The following is a 22,502-nucleotide window of genomic DNA, read 5'->3' as shown; positions in this document are numbered from 1 at the left end:
GGCTGCATGCGGGTCCGGGGCCGGCGTCGGCGGAGACGCGGCGGGTCACGATGCGGCTGGTGCGGGCGCTTCGGGGAGTGTTCGGCGAGCGGGTCGAGGATGACCGGGGCGTGCCGGGCGGGCGGTACGCGCAGGTACTGGCGGGTATCGGCGCGCTGGAGACGATGCGTGCCAATGATGCGGCGCTGGACGAGGTCACGTTCTTCCGGATGGAACTGTGGACGACCCTGGCCCTGCAGCTGGCCGGCGGTAACCCCCTGGACTCGGGTCGCTATGAGCGTGTTCTGGACATGGCCCGGCAGCGGGTGGGGCAGGACCCCGGTGCCAAGCTCACCGACGCTGTGCCGAACCCCTTCATGCGCTACGCCCTTGGCCAGCTGTCGACCCCTCTGAGGCAGGCCCGCGTGCGGGAGATCCTGAGTCTGCCCGCCTCTCAGCCGTTGGGCCGACGGGAGATTGCGCGGACGTTCTGGGCGTTGACCCGAGCCTGCCTGCTCCTTGGTCCGATGTCGCTCGATGCCCGGGAGCGGGTGGGGCGCGGTGTGCTCCACATGGCCGACACGGATCCGTGGGACCAGGACAGGTTCAGGCAACTTGCGACGCTGGCGGCGCAGGCCGTGGCGCAGGGCGTGGACATCGGCGCCCCGCACATGCTGGCTGCTTTCCACTTGGTGCAGATGGGCGCGTTCGAGCCGGCTGCCCAACTGGCGCAGGACGGCAAGGTCCTGGGCTTCAACTGGAGTGGTGTTCCTGCGCCGTACGGTGTGCGGGCCGACTCGTTGCAGGTCGCCGGGTCTGTCGTCGAGGCGCCGTGGGTGGCCGACGGCTGGAGCCCCGGTGACATCGTGGTCCTGTGGACCGACACTGATTCCGGCGGCGGGGTGGTGCTGCATCTGCCCCGGCTCTCCGGGGTTGCCGTTCCGGACGAGGAATACCTGGCACTGCATACCCTGAATCCGTTCCTTCGTGCCGTGGACATCGCGATCCCGGCCGTCTTCCTGACCTCGGGGCAGGCGACACGGCACTTCCCGGAGTGGTTCTTCGACACGACAGGCCGGCCCAACTACAGCTTCCGCGGGCGCCTCATGGCGTCCTCGTCCGGGCCGTCGGCTCCGCTCACCATCACGGCACATCCCCTCCCCGGCGATCCGACGCCGGCCCAGGACCTGTGGAAGCTCGTCACCCCGGGAGGGTTCTCTCCCGCCCCGCCGACCACCGCCGGGCAGTACGCAGCGGCGGCGAACTTCCAGGGTGCGCGGTACCCGTTGCTGTCGGAGCAGGAACCGAACCTGGACGAGGCCGGTGATCAGTACCAGACCGAAGGCCCGACGGATCCCGGTGCGGAGACCGGACCGGTCGAGGATCTGCTGGATGCCGAGTCGGACGTGGATCCGGTGGACGCGCTGCTCGCGCGGTGGACCACGCTCGACGTGGCCGGGCTCCGGCGGGCGCGGCGTGCGGTGACCCGGCCGGTCACCGACCCGGACGACGGCCGCTGGTTCGGCGAGGCGTTCTTCGACCAGGCGGACCATGACCTCCGCGCCCCGGCCATGGGCCGGGCCGCGAACCTCACGCAGTACACACAGTGGGAGCAGACCCCCTCCGGCGACCTGTCCGGCGTCCAGCGCCGCATGCCGGTGACGGACGGCAGCAGCGCCTTCTGGTTCGGGCACGGTGACCCGACCGAGGACACGGCCGGGGCCGAGCGGTTCGCGGAGTTCGCGGACCGGGTGGTCGCGTCCGGCCTGACCTCGATCACCCTGGTCGCGTGCTCCTCGCGGTCGGCACTGGCGACCTCGGCCGGGAGGCTGCGGCCGTTGGTGGACAGGACCCGGCTGACCGTTCACCTGGCGCCCGCCCGGGTCGCGCTCGTTCCGGGGCGGGACGGGCGGCCGGACCGGCTCCACGTGGACGTGGACACGCAGAGCGGGTCCGCCGGTTTCGTCAGCCTCGTTCCGGACGTTCCCGAACCTGTTCCCGCGCCCTGGATACGGGTCGACCAGGAGCCACTCGCGTCCGAACACTACCCGCCTGCCGATTTCTGGAACGTGCTGCCGAGCGGAACGACGGAGCCGCGCTTCCCGTACCTCTATGCCGAGAACCCCAGCGGGGGGCCCAGCCGGTACCACGTGTTGAGCAAGCAGTACGAAATGGCGTTCAGGATGGTGCTCTCCGCCTACGCCGTGCCGCGGATAGAGGTGGTCAAGGCACTCGACGCGCTGTTCGATTACTACGAACCGCACTTCGGTTCCCGCACCTTCGACCTGTTCGCGAAACGCCCCGGTCCACGGTCCGCACAGCGTCAGTTCATCCGTCTGACGGACCACGACTCCGACGCCACCCTGGACGAGCGGATCGATGCCTTCGAGCGTGCCGTGTTCAGCAACCCCGACTACCCGGAGGCGCTGGCCAAGCTATGGGCCCAGAAGCCGGGGCTGAATCCGCAAGGGCTGCCCGGAGTGCCCGATGTCGAGGTCCCTTACTCCCCTGCGGAGCTTCAGCGGGCGCGCGCGTACGGTCACGCGTTCGCCGCCGCGCCGGCCGAGAAGGTCACCCACCTGATGCGTGTGTGGCGGGCACTGAACGTACCGGAGGGCAACCCGCTGGGCTTCCGCAACGCCCTGGTCGCCTGGGGCCTCAGGAACCACTCGCTGGCCGAGGTGCTGTCGGCCACCCAGAAGGCCGGTGTCCGCGATGAGGTGGAACCTTCTCGACTGGTCGACGCCTCCCGGCTCCATGCGTGGAGCGAGGCCCAGATCGATCCCCGTCGGATCATCGCGTCCTTCCCGGAGCTGTTCCAGACGCAGTACGGACGGAGCAGCGCCCTGTGGAATTCCCTGCGGCAACCGCATGAGCGGCTGTTCCATGAAATGTGGAGCGGCTTCGACGTCCGGACTCGCGAAACACTCGAGCACATCGCGACCATGGCCGGGCTGGAGGGCGCGAGCCCCGCGCTGCGACCCAGCCTTTCCGCACGGCGCCGCAGAGCCCTCCTGGAGGTGTGGGAACGCCAGGGGACACAGCACGGCGTGCGGAACCTCCGGTCCGGGCATCTGCTGGGCCTGTACCTGGCCACAGGCGCCGACCGGCGCCTCCTCCAGGTGCGTCCGTCGCACAGCACGGTTTTCACTGAGACAGACTCCCTGCCCCCACTGCCGGGACCGACGGCGCGCGACCTGGTCCTCCACGCATGGAAGGGGAAGGGTGCGTACCCGGCCCTGTTCCTCGCCGACGAGGTGTTCCGTGAGCGCCTCGAACTGGCTGAGCAGGCCCGGCAGAACGGGCAGAGCGCGACGGAGCCGGTCGCACTGATCAGGCGAGCCGTCGACCTGGCCGAACTGGGAAGCGCTTCCGTCTACGCCGGGTACGAGGAGCTGGCGTCCGAGGCAGCCGAACGGCTCATCCCGGCCCATCGCCGGGCGTGGTTCGGCGAGTGGGCTTCCGGGCCGGTGGACGGACCGCACACCTTCGGGGACGCGCAGGGAGTCATCCGTAAGCGACGGCTGCACCTGGTGTCGGTCAACAGGCGGGCTCTCCTGGACGACTTGTCCGCCGGCGCTGCGGAGCACGAGGGCGAACACCTGGTGCTGTACGAAGTGCTGGCGTCCTCGGCGCGCGAAGTCGCACCGTTCCTCCCCGAGGTCCGTGACACCGACCGGGGCAAGGCGCTGTATCCGGTCGAGGTGGCGTACCAGTACGGCGGCTACCGCGTCGAGCACGACGAGCGGCTCGGCCTGAGCTACGTCGTGGCCACACTGGAGGAACTTCCCCAGCCGCTGGCGCCCGATGCGTGGGACCGGGAGTTGCTGAGCCGCACCGTCCGGGACCGGAACGGCACACAGACCGGCATCTCTTTCGTGAACTCCGAAGAATGGTCACATGCCGGGAGCGAGGCGAGGGACGCCATGCAGGCGAGTACCTACCGCACGCACCGGGAGGACAACGAAGAGATCTACAGCGACCAGGAGTACCCCGTCCTCTGGAGGCCCGGACACGTGGGCTGGCTGGACGTGCACGGCAGCGGACAGGTCCTCACCATCGCGTCGCGGTACGGCACGAAATTCGGGAGCGGTGCCCAGGTCGGCGAGTACGCGCGACAGCTTCTCCGCTCCTCCGGGATCCCTGCCATCCCGATCGTGTACAACTCCTGCTCGGCCGCGAAGAACACTGCCGTCAGCACGGTGATGGCACAGGAGCTCGCCGACTGGAGCGGGAACGTCGGCTTCGCCGCTCCCACCATCATTCAGTTCCCGACGACCGGAACAGCTGTCACCGAGAGCGGAAAGGACCTGCCCGGCGCCTTCCTCTCCTTGAAGGTCACCGCCGACCATCCGGCACCTCGGTTCACCTCGTTCCGGCCCCGCCCGCGCACCGACGCGGTGGGCCCGGATTCGCTCGCCCAACAGGGTGCCTGGGCCGAGAGCGTGTACGGCCGGAGGGAATGGAGCTCTCGTGCCCGGATCTACGAGATCAACCTGGCCGGGAGGCTGGCCGCCCATGGCGCGGTGCTCGATGCCGCGCGGGGCGCGGTGGAGGCCGCCGGCGGAACCCGGCCTGCGACCACGGACATTTTCGAGGTGATGACCGAGTTCTTTGAACGGGCGCTTCCCCAGCGCCTGTTGGAGGACTTCGACGCGACGCCGCCCCCGGACGAGTACCGAAGAGAGTACGGTCGGCGTGGCGTGCGGATCACCAGAGAAGGGCATGAACTGCCCGACCTGGTCTTCAAACGGTTCGCGGAACTGGCGGACCCCTCCTACCCGCAGTTGCTGGCCTTCCGTAAGGCCGTGGTCGCATGGCTGGTCGGCACCGACCAGCCGTACGCACATTCACTGCACGAAGTGGTACGTGCCTCGACGAGGGCCGAGGTCGGCTTCGGTCACGTAGCGGACGCCATCGCCGTGGCGGGCGACGGAATGCACTTGTACCTGTGGGCGGATCAGGCCCTCGCGCCCGGCGACGGCGACACGCGTGTCGGAGTGCCCCTGCCGATGAACACCCTCTACCGCACCCTCACCAAGGGTCTTCTGACGCCGACGGTCACCGGTGACGGCTGGATTCCGAACGGCATCGTCCGTGTGCTCGAGGGCGACGTCACCGATCCCGACGTACCCCGCGACGGACTGAGCGACCGGCTGGACGCTCTGGCGAGCTGGCGCAGGCGCCACCGGGGGAGCCTGCTGAAGCTGCTGGAAGAGGGGCACATCACCGCGCTCCACCTGTTGAGCGGTCCGGACGGAGAGGTCTTCAGGTTCTGGCAGAACGCGGGGACACCGACCAGGAACGAGATGCGCCTGGGCCTGCGCTCCATCGTGGAGTCGGAGTTCGACGGTTACCGGAGCTTCCCGCGGATGCTGATGCGCGACCCCGAGTTCCGGCGCCGTGCCCGGGAGGCCCTCAGCCACCTGCGCAAGATGGACCAAGCCGAGCCCCAGCAGGTGAAGTGGTACCGCGGCACCATGGCGCACTACAAGGCGAGGACGCTTGCTGCCGTCGACCGCGTGGCCGGCGTGATGTACGACGACATGCCGCTGCACACGGCGATGGCCGCCCAGGCCCTGACTCGTCTGCCGTCCGTGGGTGAGAACGTGTTCTGGGCGGACCGTGAGCCCGTACCGTTGACGGGGAAGGTCGGCGCGCAGCCCTCAGGTGAGCTGCACACGGTGTGGGTGCCGGAACTTCACGGTGCGTCGCTGCGCATGGACGTCGCCATGTCCAAGGTGGCGAAGGGGAGCGGCCGGATCCGGGTCTTCGAGGTCGAGCGCTCCCGCCACGCCGTGGACGTGTCACCGATAGCGTGGAATCCCTCCCTGGGGCAGACGTTCTTCCGCCAGGAGACTCTGCTCGACGTGCGCTCCCGCCGGATACGTGCGTATGAGAACGAAGACGGCGACGTCACGCTGTATGAGCACGTGGTTCTCCGCGAGGTGGACGAGCTGCCGCGTAGGGCCGCGGTCCCTCCGGACGCGACGCGCGCCAGGTCGTCGAAGGGAGCGGCGCCTTCGGACACGACGCCGCCCCTGAAGTGGTACCGGGTCAAGAACGCCGACGGTGCCGCGGTGGTGCTGGCTCAGTTCACGCCAGAGGACTGGAAGCGGCGCGAGCCGGCACTCCGGCGGCTGGCGGACGGGCCGAGGCACTTCGTTCACTGGAGGCTGAACGCGTCGGGCCGCGCAGCTCGCCAATCGCCCGTGGCGAAGCTCCTCGATGGTGGCGTGGTGTTCTACGCACGCCACGGGAGCTCCGAGCCGGCCGACCTGGGCAGGATGCGTCAGTACCTGGACCTGGACTCGGTCGAGCACGTCATGCTGCTGGAGTGCGGCACGGACGGGGCGGACGACGAGTCGTCGGACATCGACGATCTGAGGGCCGATGAGCGGGCCGAACGGAACCGCCTCGTCGCCAGGGCGCTGGGTAAAACGGTGTGGTGGCCACAGGAGAAGGTGGCCGGCGCGCTGTCCCCCGATGGCCGCTCAGCACAGATCCACTTGCACGAGGACGCCGACGGCGTCGCCTCGAACATGCTCTACAGCGTCAAAGGGGCCCCCGCGCGATGGGCCTTCGAAGGCCCGGTCAAGCAGGCGTCGGTGCCCGAGGGCACCCGTTACCCCAGTGACGCCGACTGGAACTCCGGCCTGCCCGCCACCACCCTCGGCATCGGGGTCCGGCCGATCCTGGGCACGGACGCGAGCGCCCTTCTCCTTCCCCGCCCGGACGAGCCGTCACGTCGCTCGTCGACCGACTCCGAGCCCCTCTCACCGAGGCAGGTCGACCCGCGCATCGCGCAGACCAAGTACGGCATATCCGAGGACGACTACGCCAGGTTCCGCCGGATCTCCGAGTCCCGGAACGTCGTGATCGACGTGCTCCCCGGCAATCCGGCCGCCTCCAGGTGGCGCGCTGAGGGCGCCATGCCCAAGCCCTCCGCGGTGAAGGCCAAGTCCATCGACGAGACCGATGTCCCGCTGGGCGCCGACCCGCGGACCGTAGGCCTCATCGGGTTCTTCCCACCGCGGCTGCCCGGCCGGGGCGACCGGGACGACGCCACGTGGGAGGCGCTGCTCGCCCGCTACAACGAGCGCCGGCACGAGTACACGAGCCTGGAGCCCGTGATGCGGCGCCTGTCGGAGGCAGGCGTCATCGCCGTGGAGGACGGTGTCGTCCACGGGGTCAAGGACGGCAGGCGCATTCCCATGAGCGGCGACGAGGACATATACGACCTCACCCGTCCCGACGGCACCCGCGTCTCCGTCGAGGTCCATGACGAGATCATCAGGGAGCTGAACGACGCGGGCACGGCCGTCACCCACGGCGCCCTCCGGTTCTGGACCCCGCCGTCGCCGTTCAGCGAGTCCGTCCGCGACAAGATCGTCGCCAAGCGCGCCCTCGGTGGCGAACCCCTGGTCCGGTTCGTTCCCGCGGACCCGTTCGCCCACCTCACTTGGGACGGCACAGCGCCGCGAGGGGACGGTGATCCCGGGGCGGGCCGGTCCGCCTCCGTGCCGGGCGGTCAGGCCGGCCGACCGCCGCGGATGCGTCTGCACCCCTACCTGGAATCCATGCGGGCCGCCGGCAGCGCCACCTTCCACGACCTGGACGGCACCGACTGGGTGGCACACACCATCGGCAACCTCACCAACGGCGGGAACGTCGGCACCATCATCGAGCAGCTCCTCCTGCGCGCCGGCAGCTTCCTCGGCGGCGGGCGTCCCTTCCAGATCGTCGGTGGCGACGGCAGTTGGTACGACGTGACGGTGGCCGTCCGTTCCTCCCCGCGAGAGCGGCGCCCGCTGGTCCAAGTCCCCCTTGAGCGAGCGTCCCGGGCGCACAGTGCCCCCGCGCTCCTGGAGGCGGCGACAGAGGAGCAGAACACCGGCGACGTCTCGTCCGGCAGGTATCCCGAGCGCAAGGTCATGGTGGAGACCACGCGTTCACGTACCCGGTCCCGTGGTGTCGCCCTCAGGGGCGGGGGCACGCTGCTGCTGCCGACCCACGTGCCCGGTCTGCTCGCCGGCGCCACAGCCTCGGTGAACGTCCCCTTCGGCCGGGTGTCGACGACCGCCGGCCACAAGCAGTCGGTGGTCCGGCGCGGCGGACAGTTCGCCGAGACCACGGTGGACGTGCCCCGGCTGATCCAGTTCGTCGTCACGGTCCGGAAGGCAGGTGTGCCGGCCTCCTCGACCTTCCGGGGGGAGGGCCGGGCCACCATGAACGTCCCGGTCGATCACCTCGTTCCGGACGGCACCCCCTACAGGTCGGCGGAGCCACTGCCCGTCTCCGCGGACCTGGCCTGGAATGTCGCCACCGCGGACTCCCTGATTCCGATGGCCGTCAGCGGAAATGGTTCTCCCGCCAGTGGCCGCGCGGGGCTGTTCGGCACCATCGCGAGCGTGGTGCATCCCGAGCTCACCGCCGAGGGCTCGCCCGGCCGGGACGTGGCGTTCGACGCCTCGACAGCTGATGGCGTGCTGCGGGATCTGCTCGCGACGCTCAGCGGATGGGTGGACTCCGGGCAACTGCGCAGCAAGGACGACAGCGTGCACGGCAGCTACCGTTACCGCGCCACGATCACGCACATCGCGCCCGCGTACGACCTCGGCAGCCCGTGGGTCAGGAGTGACCAGAATTCCAAGAGCGAGCACTTCGTCGAGGTCGGCCGCGAGCGGGGTGCGGACATAGAGTTCGGACCAGTCGTCGGCGTCGGGCTGATGGGCAGTGGGCCAAGGGCCCGGGCCTGGTTCAGCCCGCTGTTCGGCCGTCAGCGGCGGAGGTTCTCCTCGTCGGCCACGTCCGTGAACGCTCGGCAGGGTGCCGACACCATGGGCGCCCGGGTGCTGTACGAGGCCAGGGTGCGGCTGGACTTCGAGGGCTCCGGGCCGCTCAGCCCCGCCATGCGGGCCGGACGTGACCGCCCCTACGGGCAGTCCACTGTGACCACCTGGTTCAGTCTGCGGGCGGACGAGGCGGCGTTCCTCGGGCTGCCGCTGCCGACCGGTCTGGTGGAGAGGCCACTGGTCAGGCACCCCGGAGTGGAGCGGGCCCTGCTGGTCGGCCCGCGTGGCTTCAGCACCGCCATGTCCCGTTTCGACACCACCCGGCTCGTCGAGGAGATCGAGAAGGTCTTCGCCCGGGACGAGCGGCTCAAGGGCCTGCTGCCGAGATTCGGGCCGGCCAACCGCAGCGATGGTGGTCTGATCGACGAGCTGTGGCGTCCCACCCGGGCCACGGCCGATACGGACTGGGCGTGGACGAACCACCGAACCCTCACCGCGACGCTGTCCGAAACGCAGTTGCGTGCCCGCAAGGACGTGCTGTTCACCCGGGGCGTGGTGGCCGTCCTGCGCGGCAAGGGCCGCACACACACCAAGTACGCCCTGGTGCGCGTCAAGGGCCTGGACTCGGGTCCGAGCGAGTACCTGGGGGACGCCGACGACTGGGCGGTGCGCAGCGCTCTCGAACTCAGCACCGCAGTACTCAGCGGAGCAGGCGGCAGCCAGGTCCTCGGCCTTCGCGCGGGGGCGACCGGCAAGCCCGTCCCCGGTCACCTGTACCTCAGCGGAATCAGTACCCTCGCCTTCTCCAGTGCCCGCTTCCGAGCGGGCGGCCCCAGCGCGTCGAACAGGTCCGCAACCTCCGGCTCCGCACAGACCGCTCTGCACTGGACGATGCTGGGATTCGACGTCGAGATCACCCTGGTCGAACGTCCGCGCACCTGGAAACGTACGGTCACACCGGGCCTCCCGGGGCGGCAGTCGCCCGACGTCCAGGTGATCGCCCGCACCGGGGACGTTTCCGGCCGGTCCGGGGTTCACCAACTGCGTGTCGACCCGGTTCCGGTGCGGCTGAGCACCCCCGTCCCTTTCACCCTCACCCCGCGTCAGCGCACGCTGATGAGCGCGCCGGGCCCGGCCCGCCCGGTGCCGGTGCCACCGCTGCGGGGCATCAGCACGATGTACGACCCTCGGTGGGCCGCCCCGTCGGACGGTGAGAAGCGCCTGCGGGAGTGGGTGCACATCGAGGACATGGGTGACGGCGGAGTGTTCCAGCAGAAGGGGCTGGAGCTGATCGCGAGGGCGGCCGGTGAGGACGAGGCACTGTCCGCGCCCGGACTCGATCCCGCCCTGTCGATCGAGGACCGGCTCAGCCCGGGTGCCGTCGCCATCGGCCTGAGGCGGGGATCCGGTGTCACGCTTGTCGACGACCTGTACTACAAGCGGCGTGCCGGCTCTGTCACCGGCGCGCTCGGACAGCGCTCCGAGTTGATCAACCCGGTGGTGATCCATGTCGCTGACGGCCCGGAGGCCAAGAACGTCATGACGGCGGCCCATCGGGCGATGACGTCCAAGTCCGGGGGCTGGTCGCTGGGGTTCGCCACGACGGTCGGCGGTGCCGGCAACGTGCACCCCAGGGTGTGGACCTGGGGCGGGCTCGGCGGCAGCTACGGCTGGGGCCGGTCCGAGTCGCGGGAGCAGAACACCTCGGGGGCCATCGAGCGCATCGGCGTCACCGCCAAGGACACCCGGCTGGCCCTGGTCCAGGCGGACCTGAGGCTTTTCCAGGCCGCCGAGGTGTCGGTGGCGACGGGATCGGACGGCACCCGATCCGGCGGCATCCTGCACCCCAGGGCGGCCGCCGTCTGGATGACCGTGGAGCAGGCGCGCAACCAGGGGTTGGGCGACGAACTCGACGCCTGGCTGCGAGCACGTGACGCGGAGACGACAGCCGACCCGGGAGCGGAGACGGATGCGGTTGCGCACCCGTCGACCGCGCTCTTCGAACAGCTCTCCGAGCAGCCCGCAGAAGGGCTGCGAGGGCTGCAACTGGCCGGCGACGGACCGCTGGGCCTGGGAATCCCCGAGGACCTGCCGGACTTCGGCCAGCTGGTTCCGCTGCTCAAGGCCGAGCTGGCGAGGACGCGCGGCCGGGAGTTCGCCGACGCCCTGCTGCCCGAGCGGCTTTTGGACGACCGGTACCGCAACACCCAGCGGCTGGCCGCCATCCTCGACCGCGTCGCCGTTCCCGCGCTGCTGTCCGGGGCGATGGACGGCGGGGTGCCGGTGGAGCTGCTCGTAGCCGGCCGCAACGGAGTGCGCGCGTACACGGCACGCTTCTCCGTGCGGCGTGGCGCCGGGCGGTTCCACGAACGTCCCGACGAACCACGCGGCTTCGAGTACGGCAGTACGGTCTCGGTCGCGGAGAGCCTCTCCCGGGGCAAGAGCACCGGCTTCGGCCTGGACGCGCAGTTCCTGCCCGTCCCCAGTGTGTCGGGCAACGAGGCTCACGGTGCCGTCCGGGTGGGGGCGGGAGCGCACTTCGAGGGGATGAACCCCCAGAACCACGCGTCCACCAGCGAATATGTGCACGGCGTCAACGTGGTGGTGTCGGCGGATGACGACCAGGTGCGTCTGCGCATCCCGTTCACCGCCACGCTGAGCCTGTACGACCGTGGCCTCTTGGAGCACGGCGTCCCGATCGCGTCTGTCGGGCTGACTCCGCCACCCGAGGGGGACCGCGGACAGGCCGGCACACCGGGCCGGGTGCTGGGCGAGGTCGACGCCGACGGCACCCTCCTCGCCGATGACGCCGACGGTCCGCAGGCCGGCGGCATCCCCGGCGGACGGCCGTCCTTCCTGTTCCGGGTGCCGGTCGCGGACCTGAAGGCACTGGCCCATGTCAGTCCGCCTCGTGCGCGCGTCCTCAGTCCCTACGACATGGCGACGCCGCTGGAGGAGTGGCGCAGCAAGGGCGTACGTCTCCCCCGGGAGGCCCAGGCCAACACCATCCAGGGAACCCGGAGCACGCAGCGCGGGCTCGCCGCGCTGGCCAGGCAGGTCGGCGGCGGGGAGGAGTTCCGGACCACCGGCCGATCCACCTCCTACACCGTGCAGGAAGCTGTCTCCACCGAGTGGCTGACCGCCGCGGTGCCGGTGCTGGCCGCCAGGGGGCTGACCCTTCCCGAGGCCCATGTCCCGGCGCTTCTGCGCAGCCAGGACCTGGACGTGGCGCTGTATGCCCGTCTCACCGACGGCGAGGTGCTGGGGCCCGTGGGCGAGACGGATTTCCAGGTGGTCGACGGCGGAGAGGCGGGTCGACCGGCGCTCGGTGACGCGCACGCCGACGCCCGGGAGAATCAGGCCGGTAGCTGGCAGGGCGGTGCCGGCTGGCTGCGCTACGCACTGAACGACGTGTACGACGGCCGGGGCGATGTCGCCCTGCCCGGCGAGAAGTCCGCCCTCGCGTCGCAGGGGGCGTACGGGAACGTCAACATGTTCATGCCCTCCGGCCCCGCCGTGCTGGTCCAGTTCCGAACCGCCGATCTGCGGATGGTCGCCACGCTGAAGCGGCGCCTCGGCCGCATGGTCGGCATTGGTGACATCCGTGGTACGCACGATGTGGCGCTGGAATATCCGGTCGTGATCCGCATGTTCCGGAGGTCCGCGGCCCAGATGCTGGCAGACGGGGTTCTCAACGACCCGCGCGGCCACCTTCGTGCCCCGTCGGGCCCCGGCGCGACCGACTGGCAGGCGAATGCCGTCCTGCACGAGATCGTGGACGAGGACGGTGTCTTCCACGGGCTGGCGTCGTATCCTCCGGCGGAGCTGACGTCCCGGGCGAGCGCCCTGACGGGCCTGCCTCGGATGACCTCGTACGACGCCTGGCACACGGACCGGGAGGGCAAGCGCGTGACCACGCGCCGCTCGCTGCCCCTCGATCGAGGTGGGCGCACCTTCTTCTGGGCCTCCCCGAGCACGGCCGGCCTGCTGGACGTCGCTCTGGACGACGGCCGCAGCCGCCCGATGCGGGACACGGAGTTCGTCCGCCTGGTGCACAGCCGGCTGCCCGGCTTCACCCAGATCATGCTGCTGCCCAGTGAGCCGGGGGCGGCCTTCGACCGTGCCGCCGCACTCGATGCGGCAGGCCGTATCGCCGGCCTGACCAAGCTGCCCACATATGTTCCCGAGGTAGGTGCGGAATTCTTCCGGGGCTCGGACGGCACCACCGTTCTGCGCACTCACCCTGGCACCGACGGCCGGGAGACCGGCATCGCCTCGTTCACCGACGGCTCCGAGGGGGCGCGGACCGTCGTGGGGCACGGCGCTCGGCCGGTAATCGCGAGCGTGGCTCACGACGTCCACACGTCCAAGGGTCGGCACACGGGCCGCGCGTTCTTCTCCGAAACGGAGTGGACCAGCGGGAAGAGCCGGCTCTACCCGCGCTTGTCGGAGATCCGCGAGGGTGTGATGTGGCGTGGGTCCGAAGGGACCCGGGAGTACGCCTACTTCACGGTGCCGTTCAAGGACCCGGATCGCACCTTCTCAGTCTCGGGTCACAGCGGCGACCCGTCCCTGAACGCCGACCAACTCCGCCGAACGGTGAAGGAGTTCGCCGCCAACGGCGCGACCGAGGGCATGGTTCTGGTCTGCGCTCCGGTGAACCTGGGCGCGGTGTGGGAGCAGGCCCGGAAGTCCGGAGTACAGACGATCCACGGCGTGACCGGTGACGTGGCCGCCACACCGGGCACGAAGGGAACGCGGGGGCCACAGCCCGGTCTCCTCCACCTGCTGCCGGGTGCCGACGGCCGGCCCGGAAGCTGGTTGATGCTCCGCGGCGACGGGACGGTCGAGTCGTATCCGCGGCCCGAGGACCTGCGCTGGGGCAAGGGACCACGACCGCAGTACCCGGACCCGTACTGGGTCAACGGCCGGGGCGGCCGTCGCCTCGCCCTCGCCCTCGCGCTTACGGCACGGAACCGGGTGCTGGACATGACGGCCGAGCGGGACCGGGCGTTCACGCAGCTCCGCGACGCCGATCCGGGGGAGTACGCGGATGTGGTGGGCTCCCAGGACTGGCGGTCCGCCGCGGAGACGTACGAGCAGGCGGTCGGGCGCGCCTTCCGGGAGGCGCACGACGACGTGCGGGCGGAGGCCGAGCGCGCCACTCGGGCCTTCCAGGAGTGGTTGAACAGCCGGACGCAGAGCGCCGCACGTCACAGCCCTGGTATTTTCGCCCGGCTGATGCGCCGGAGCCACGGTCAGACGGCCGTCGGACCCGATGCCGACCAGGGCATGCTGATGATGGCGCTCCTGTCGTCAAGGCTCGAGGTGAGCGGGGAGCCCGGTCCCGGGTTCATGGATCCCTTGGAGCACAAGCTCGGCGAACTCGGATTCCTGCGTGGACGGGCCGACCTGGGCCTGCTGACCCGGGCGTTGGTGCTCCACCGGCAGCTGCGCACGGCGCCGGAGCAGTCGAAGCTGTTCCTCAAGGCCCTGCTGGCGGGAATGGTCGACGTCCTGCCGCGCCGGCACGACGCGGAGCCCTGGACGGTGTTCGAGATCCTGCTGTCCGCACAACTGGCGTACGGCGCCGACCATGAGCTCGGTGCCTCGCTGGCCGAGGCCCTGCGGCGCGGCGCGCCGGGGATGTACGACTGGGTGGACCGCGAGCTGGCGCCCACCGCGAGCCTCGCCGACGCATCGGCCCAACCGTCGCTGATGCCGCCTCACCTGGCGCTGCACTACGACCGGTTCTTCCCGCGGATCCCTCTCGACGACGCTGCCCGGACGGGCCTGCGGTGGGGGCTCGGGTCACGGCACCTGCACGCCCTCCACCAGGTGGCGCAGGGCGCGGGGCGGTCCGGAACCCCCGCCGACCGCGCCGTGGCGGAGATGGCCGAGCGGGCGTTCGCGCTGCTGCCGTCGGTGGACCGGACCGTGTGGTGGCCGCGGTACGTCGAACCCGGCGAACCCACCGGTGGCCCCGTGCCGATGGGGGCTCCGGACCGGGTCTACTTCTCCGTCGAGGACGCCTGGCGGGCGGCCGGCCGGACGCTGCCTCCCCGCGGACTCACCTCCGAGGAAGCCGGGGCTCCCCCGGAGATCGCGCTGGTCCGGGCGACCCGGTCGACCGCGCGCGACCTCACCGAGCTGACCTCGGAGGAGGTTCCCTTCGGCGTCTACCTGCCGGAGGCCGAGTTCCGGGCCCGCTACCGCGACGAGATACGGATGGGCGACCGTCGGGTGCGGGTCGCCTTCGCCGACGAGCGTGGTCCGGGGTTCGTACCGGCCACGGAGGTGCCCAGGAACCAGGTGGTGCGACGGGACATCGTCGGGCGGGACGGCCGCCGGCGCCTGGGCGAGACGCACTACAACCGCCGGAACCTGTTCCTGCGCCGGACGATCCTGCAGGATTTGGCGACCATCGACGACTCCCCCGACAACCCGTTCCATGTGTGGGCTGCCGACGGTCGGAGTACGACCTTCCCGTTGCCCTGGAGGATGAGCGAGGGCTACCACCTCTTCGGGGACGGCGGCGTCTTCTTCGGGCCCCGTGGCAACCTGCAGCTTCTCAGGCCGCGTGTCGAACAGGCCATCAGCCGCCTCAAGGAACTGGAGCTGCGGTACCTGTGGCTCCACTTCGGTGGACGGTTCGGGCTCCGGGTTCCCGTGCTGTCCGAGGTGGCCCGGGCGACGGGCACGAGGATCATCGCCTACTCCGACGGCAGCGCGTTCGCCCCGGCCAGCGGGAGGGCGCCGCACCCCAACAGCGCCCCCGGCGGCCACCCCACGCTGCACGCCCTCCGCGCCCATGACGGCGGCACCACGCATCTGTGGGTGTACGAACCGTCCGGAGAGGTGTGGCGGTTCCCGAGTGACCAGTCGGTCGGCGAAGAGAGCAGCACCCGGCCGTACCCGGACGGGGAGTACCGCAACCAGCTGCACCTTCCTCCCACGCCGGCAGCCCCGGTTCCCGAGTACACGGACATCCCCGGCAATGACGAGATCACGGTGGCCACGGAACCCGAACCGGCTCCGGAGCCCCAGCCACTCGGTGAGTCCGACGAGCCTCCGCCCTATGACACGTGGACCCCGCCCGTCCCCATGACGCCGGTCATGCGGAGCGAGGCTCCGGCACTCTCCGAGCCCACCGGCCCGGAGGAGCCCGCGCCGGGAGACACCCGGGTCCGCCCGGAGGACCTGCGGCGGCTGCGCTTCCAGCATGAGGCGGACACCTACGAGCGCAGGCTCGGCGACTACCTCTCGGAGCATCCGGACGCCGTCGAGCAGATGGCCCGGTTCGCGCGTATCACGTGGGAGAACACACCCCCGGCGGCCCGGAGCCTGCTCGGCACCCACCAGACAACCGTGCCCGGCGCCGTCGGCAGCGATCCGAAGGTGCTGGAGCAGGTTGCCGAGAGCGGCAACTTCCGTGAGCAGTCGACGCTGGTGTGGAACGCGCTGCGCTACGGCGTCTTCCACCAGCAGCTGGGGACGCCGACCGCGCATCCGCCCGCGATCAGCGAGGGACAGCGGTGGCGTGGTGCCCCGGCCGATGGTCCGTTCGCCCGGCGCGCTCCGCAGGAGAGCCGCCCCCCGCTCAGCGCCGCCGAGGCCGCTTTCACCTCGAACGGCGCTGCCTGGAGGTCGGGCGAGGAGCAGTACGGCATGAACCACCGTCCACCTCTGCCGAAACCCGAGGACAACCGGCCGCTGACTTTCGAGGATTCCCCGCACGTGGCCGCTCAGCGCACCGGTGGCCTGCTCATGACCGGCATTTCCGGCACCGTGTACAGCCTGCTCGAGGCCGCGGAGGGCGCCAATGAGCAGTGGGATGCGGGCCTGGACCTGCGATGGGTGAGGCTGGCGCTGATCGGCGGGATGCTCGTCGGCCGTGACCACACGCTCCATGAACTCCTCCAGGCGGCCGAGATGTGGGCGAATGAGGAGGTTCACCCGGAGCGCCGCGCACTGGGCTTCGAGTACGACGACTCATGGACCCGTTACCACCGTCTGGCGCCGCTGTCCGAAGAGGAGCTGCGGGAGAACGTCGCGGTCGGTGGACTGTTCCCCGATGAGCGGGTCTACGAGTTCTACACGGGCAGTACGTCCGGGGGGCGTGGCTCCGCGGCGCCGAAGCTGTCGCGGCTGCTGCCGGAGGGTTCGTGGTGGCGGCTGTTCATGGACCCCAACGTGCACGCCGAAGCGTTCCGGAACTCGCCGGAAGACGTCGGTGGCCACTTGGACAGGACCTCGTACCCCGGCTACCGGCAGAGCATGACCGACCTGTACCGGGAGGTCCTGGACGGCGGTACCGGGCGCGACTGGTCGCGCATCGACGCCGCCGCGTACGAGGAACTGCACAACATGGCCACCCGGCATCTCGTGGCGGGCGCCGGGCGGAACGTGTCCACCACGTGGTCGCAGGACGATCACCGCACCACGATGCGCGGTACGGGTTCCGACCGTGTGGCTTCCGACCTGGTCGACGATGTGCTGCTGGGCCGTCGCCTGCTGTTCGACATCAAGGAGGGGCGGCCCCCGGCCGCCAGGCCGCTGGCGGTGCTCTACCACGGGCACCGCGGCCCCCAGCTCTCCCTCGACTACGGCCCGGGCGAAGCGCCCCTGCTGGCACAGGCCGCGCTGGACCGCTACTACGACGAGGTGTCGGTCGCCGCCGACTCCGAGGAGAAACTGCGGGCCGTCGCCCGTGTGACGCGGGCCCTGCAGATCCTGCAGCCGTTCACGGATGCCAACAGCCGGGTCAACGTTCATACCCTGATGCAGAAGTTCCTGCGCGAACAGGGATTCCGGCCGGCCGTGCTGATGGACTCCTACTCCCTGTTCCTCGGCGGATACACCGTGGCGGAGATCGCCGCACGCCTCAAGGAGGGCATGGAGCGGTTCGACCAGCACGTCCGCTGGTCCGCCTGGGACGCTTTCAGCCGGCCCCAGGAGTCACTGGTGGCCGGACAGGCGGACGAACTGGCCGCGGAGATGGGGATCACCGATGGCTCCGCGGACGAGCGCCGCCGACAGGCCATCGACACGGTGAGAACGGCTCGGGCCCTGTTCGGCCATGAGATGACCGGTCAGGGCGACGCTGCCTCGCGACTGGCGATCCTCCGTGCGCTGAGCCGGGTGGCCGAGGAGCGCCACCCGGGGCACGCCGCCCGTGCGTCGGTTGTGGCATACGCGAGGGAAGTCTTCGGTCTGCCGTCGGACGACGAGGTGGACGTTGACCACCTCCGCGCTCTGCTCACGGCTGCCGACCGCGCGTCCGCCCAGGGCCGGCTGCTTCATCCCGACGTGCTGCGCGACCTCGCCACGCCGCAGCTGTCGGAGGGGTCCGGCTCCGGTTCCGGCTCTCTCTCGGGGGTTGCGTCGGACGGTGGTTCGGAGGCCGGCGCTGTGGGTGCGGTCGTCTGGGAGGGGTTGGATTACGCGTCTCCGTCGGACGGGCTGAAGCCGTTGGTGTTCGTGGTGTCGGATCTGGCCGGTGGTTCGTTCGGTGATGTCGAGGAGCTTGTCGGAGCGTTGATGCCGTCTTTGGCGGAGGAGGCGCTCGGTGGGTTCCGGTTGGTGCTGCGGGCCGATGTGGGGGTGCTGGGGCCCGATCCGGCTGGACTGGTTTCTGAGCTGGTGTTCGAGTTGGACGCTCCGGTGGATGTGTTGTTGGCCGGGGCGGACGGCAGGGTGCGGTTGCTGCGGTTCGAGGAGAGTGGTTTCCACGAGGACATGGGGCTGGTGGCCTCAGGGGCCGTTTCGTCGCCGGTGACAGGTACGGAGGCGGGCTCTCCGCAGTCGGTGCGGACCGCGCCGGACAGCGGCGCGGAGACAGAGCCGGGACCCGCTCTGCCGTACCGGCGCACCGGCCCGGCCACCGCCGAGCTCCACGGAACGGTGTTCGCCCTGCACCCTGTCGAGGGACCCGGCGACGCCTTCGGGGAGGCGCTGGCCCGCTCCCTGGCGGATGCCGCGGTGGATCTGCCGGTGGCCCAAGGTGGCCTGCGTGGCTGGGCCGTCGGGCGGGTGACCGAAACTGATCTGTCGGACGCCGAACTGCCGCCGCTGGACGGCAACCGCTCCATCAAGCTCGATGCCCTCACCGCCGCGGGTGTCCAGCTGAAGCCCGCCCAGCAGATCGAGGCGGTCCTGAACGGGCAGCTGAAGGTCCGTGAGGTGGAACTCACTGCCGTCGAGCGATTCCGCTTGCTGGCCGGCTCCGAGGGTCTCGCCATCGACCCGGTCGCCGCGTCGGCCGCGGTCGACACGGTCGTCGCCATGGCCGTCGCCCGAGAGCTGGGTGTCGCCATCACCGTCGTCGGACCGGGCGGTGAGCTGACCACGTACGGCCCGTCCGCCGAGCAGCACGTCCTGTTGGTCCGTGACGGCGACCAGTACCTGACCGGGACGACGGAACCCGGTGAGCTCGCACCACCTACCCGTCATCATCAAATCAGCAAGTAAGGAAACGCAGTGAGCAAGCCGACAGATCGAGGCGAAACGACCCACCAGTCGGAGAACGACGCCCAGGACGCGGCCATGGAGTCCGTCGCGGCCACGGAGACGCCGGAGGCTCTGGCCGGTGGTGGCGCCGAAGCCCAGCAGATCGAGGGCGCCACCGAGAACATGCCGCCCGTCCCGGACGAGATACGCGAGGCCGCCAAGCTCGCGCCCGACCACTGGCTCGGCATGGTCGACCCCACCTGGAACGGAGAGGGCGCGCCCCCCGCATGGGCCGTGGTCGGGCAGTGGCGGTCCGGGCTGGACGGCGAGATCGTCGAGTGGCAGGACAACGAGGAGTACCGTCCGTCACCCAAGGCGCTCGGCTGGCCGGAGCCCGCCGACGACGTCGACGCGGCGGTGCAGCTGGCCGCGACCGGATACGGGCCGGGCGAGGACGTGACCCGGGCGCTGGCTGAGCTTTCCCAGGCGGCGGTGTTCGTGACTCCCGGCGGCGATCCGCTGTCCGCCACCGCCCCGGACGGCGAGACCCCCGTCGTGCCGCTGTTCACCTCGCCGGTCTATCTGCACACCTCGGGCCGCCTGGCATTCGAGCTGATGCCCGTCGCCGACGTGCTGGACAGGCTGCCCGAAGGCCACCTTCTCTACCTCAACCCGTCGGCGCCCGTGAGCATGACCGTGGAGACCGACGCCCTGCGCGAGGCACTCGCCCAGGGCACCGTCGAAGCGCCGGGCGAGGACATGGCCGAGCATGCCGCTCCCGCACGCCCGGCCACCACGAGTGGCTCAGCCGGCACCGCACGCCGTACCTCCGAACGAAGGGGAGCGGCCGAGGACGTGTCCTCGGAGACAGTGCAATCCCTTCTGTGACCTGACGTCACGCAGATCGCAGCACACCTATGGAGTACACACCCATGTCCAGTTCATCAGGGATTCCGGGCGACCGTCCCACAGAGATCACCGACGAGGACACGGAAAGCCGGCCCGATGACAAGAGCTCGGGCGCCCCGGGGGTCCAGGGCGGTCCAGGGGCGGTGCTGAAGGGGCAGGAGGGCTTCCGGGAGCCCCCCGAGGACTTCGTCAGGGCCGCCAAGGTTGCGCCCAACCACTGGCTGTCCGTGGTCGACCGGCACTGGAGCGGCGACGAGGGCGAACCCCCGCCGTCCTGGGCGTCGTTGGGGCGGTGGCGCAGCGACGAGCAGGGAGAGATCGTCGAGTGGGAGGTGAACACCGAGTACCGTCCCTCACCCGACGCGTACGGCTGGGGCCGCCCGGTCGGCCCGGCGGACGCCGCCGTGCAACTGGTCGCCACCGGCTACGGATCTGAGGACTTGCTCGCCATGATGCTCGCGGACGCCGAAGTGGCCGTATGCGTCGACGAGGACGGCGAGCCGGCCGTCAGCGAGGCCTCGGACGGAACGCCCGTGGTGGCGGTCTTCTCCACGTCACCGGAGCTGGAGGAGGACAGGCTGCCTCCACACCAGGTGATGTCGGTGCCCGATCTGCTGGACCGGATGCCCGAGGGGAAGGAGGTGCTGTTCCTCAGTTCCTCGGCCCCGGTGGCGCAACTCGTCACGGCGAGCGCACTGCGGGAGAGCAAGGCCGCACTGGACCGGTACGAGGCGGAGGGCGGTGAGGACGAGTGGCCCGAGCCCGACGCGACTGTCGGCTGGCCGGTGCCAGAGACGGACGACGGCCTGGCGGACCTCATCGCTGACATGCCGGACATCGCGACCGTCGGGGGCCCGCCGGACCGCGGATTCCAGGGCCGCCCGGACCACCGACCGTGAGCAAGGAGCCTGATGCCATGGCGGCGGCCCCGGCGAAAGCCGCCTGGGCCGCCGCCATGGCCTTCAGCGAAGGCGGACACCGCGGAACTTCCGGCTCGTCTGGATCACGAGATGCCCCTTGCCCGGCTGTATGGCGTCATGCAGAGTTCTCGATATCTGAATAGATTGACCGCCAGGCAGGATCAGGTGTCCGTGTCGAGGGGAGTTTGGGCCAGATGTCGTCTCGGGTCGTGGAGGCGCCGGACCCCGTCGCCACCGGGCACACCGGTCTGGTGGTCCTCGACGGGATCGGGCTCGGCGTCGCGGACGTGGTCCGCCTCGCCGACGGGAGCGCGCGACCGGTGCCGGGGACCGACGCGATGAAGCGGGTGACGGAGTCCTGGGACGCTGCCCGGCAGATCGCCGCGACCGGCCGCGTCTACGGCCGCTCGACCGGGGTCGGCGCGAACCGGAACCAGGACGTGCCCACCGAGTCAGCCGCCGAGCACGGGCTGCGGCTGCTGCGCAGCCACGCCGGCGCGATCGGCGAGGAACTCCCCGCCCGGCAGGTCCGCGCGATGCTCGCGGTGCGGGCCAACCAGCTCCTCGCGGGCGGCGCGGGGCTGCGCCCCTCGGTGGTGACCGCGCTGTGCGAGGCGCTGGAGAGCGGGGCGTACCCCTCAGTCAACGAGTTCGGCTCGGTCGGGACCGGTGACATCGCGGCGCTGGCCCAGGTGGGACTGGCGCTGGCGGGGGAGCACTCCTGGAGGGGGGCCGGCGCCCCCGAGCCCCAGTCCCTCGACAACAACGACGCGCTCGCCTTCATCAGCAGCAACGCCCTGACGCTCGGTCAGTCCGCCCTCGCACTGCACGAGTTGCGGGGGCTGATCGAGGCCACGCAGGTCGTCGGGGCGCTGTCGCTGCTCGCCGTGGACGGGTCGCACGAGGCGTACGCCGCCCCCGTGCACGCCGCCCGCCCGCACCGCGGCTCCGCCGAAGTGGCGCGGCGGATGCGGGAGTTGATCGGCGCGGAGGACCGGCCCACCCCGCCCCTCGGGCGGATCCAGGACCCGTACGGCTTCCGGTGCCTGCCCCAGATCCACGGGCCCGCCCATGACGCCGGCGACGCCCTGGAGGAGGTCCTCACGATCGAGATCAACGCGGCCGCCGAGAACCCCCTCATCTCCCCCGAGGACATGGCCGCCTACCACCACGGCGGCTTCTACCAGGCCCAACTCGCCCTCGCCCTGGACCACTTCAGGCTCGCCCTCACCCAGGTCGCCCGCCTGTCCACGTCCCGGCTCTCCACGCTCAACGAGCCCGCCTTCACCCGCCTCAGGCCCTTCCTCGCCGACCAGGAGCCAGCCTCCTCCGGCGTGATGATCCTGGAGTACGCCGCCGGGGCCGCCCTCGGCGACCTGCGGGCCTTCTCCGCGCCCGCCTCCCTCGGGCACGCTGTACTCTCCCGGTGCGTCGAGGAACAGGCCAGCTT

Annotated in this window: 4 protein-coding genes; all 4 read left to right on the top strand. The window is 70.7% G+C overall.

Annotated features, from left to right (window positions below):
* Positions 1–59: 59 nt before the first annotated feature.
* Positions 60–19,244, top strand: a complete 19,185-nt coding sequence (locus tag EHS43_RS12355; RefSeq protein ID WP_125190707.1) for a hypothetical protein — start codon at positions 60–62, stop codon at positions 19,242–19,244.
* 9 nt (positions 19,245–19,253) lie between these two features.
* Positions 19,254–20,111 carry a type VII secretion system-associated protein gene (locus tag EHS43_RS12350; protein WP_260470495.1) on the top strand — a complete coding sequence of 286 codons (858 nt, stop codon included), beginning with the start codon at positions 19,254–19,256 and terminating at the stop codon, positions 20,109–20,111.
* A 44-nt stretch (positions 20,112–20,155) separates the two neighbouring features.
* Positions 20,156–21,031, top strand: a complete 876-nt coding sequence (locus EHS43_RS12345) for a type VII secretion system-associated protein (protein ID WP_125190705.1) — start codon at positions 20,156–20,158, stop codon at positions 21,029–21,031.
* Between the two features lie 215 nt (positions 21,032–21,246).
* Positions 21,247–22,502 (top strand): aromatic amino acid ammonia-lyase (locus tag EHS43_RS12340; protein ID WP_125190703.1); only part of this gene is annotated, 1,256 nt, incomplete at its 3' end.

The organism is Streptomyces sp. RP5T (assembly GCF_003933965.1).
Taxonomy (GTDB): Bacteria; Actinomycetota; Actinomycetes; order Streptomycetales; family Streptomycetaceae; genus Streptomyces.
This window is presented reverse-complemented; position numbering and strand designations above follow the sequence as displayed.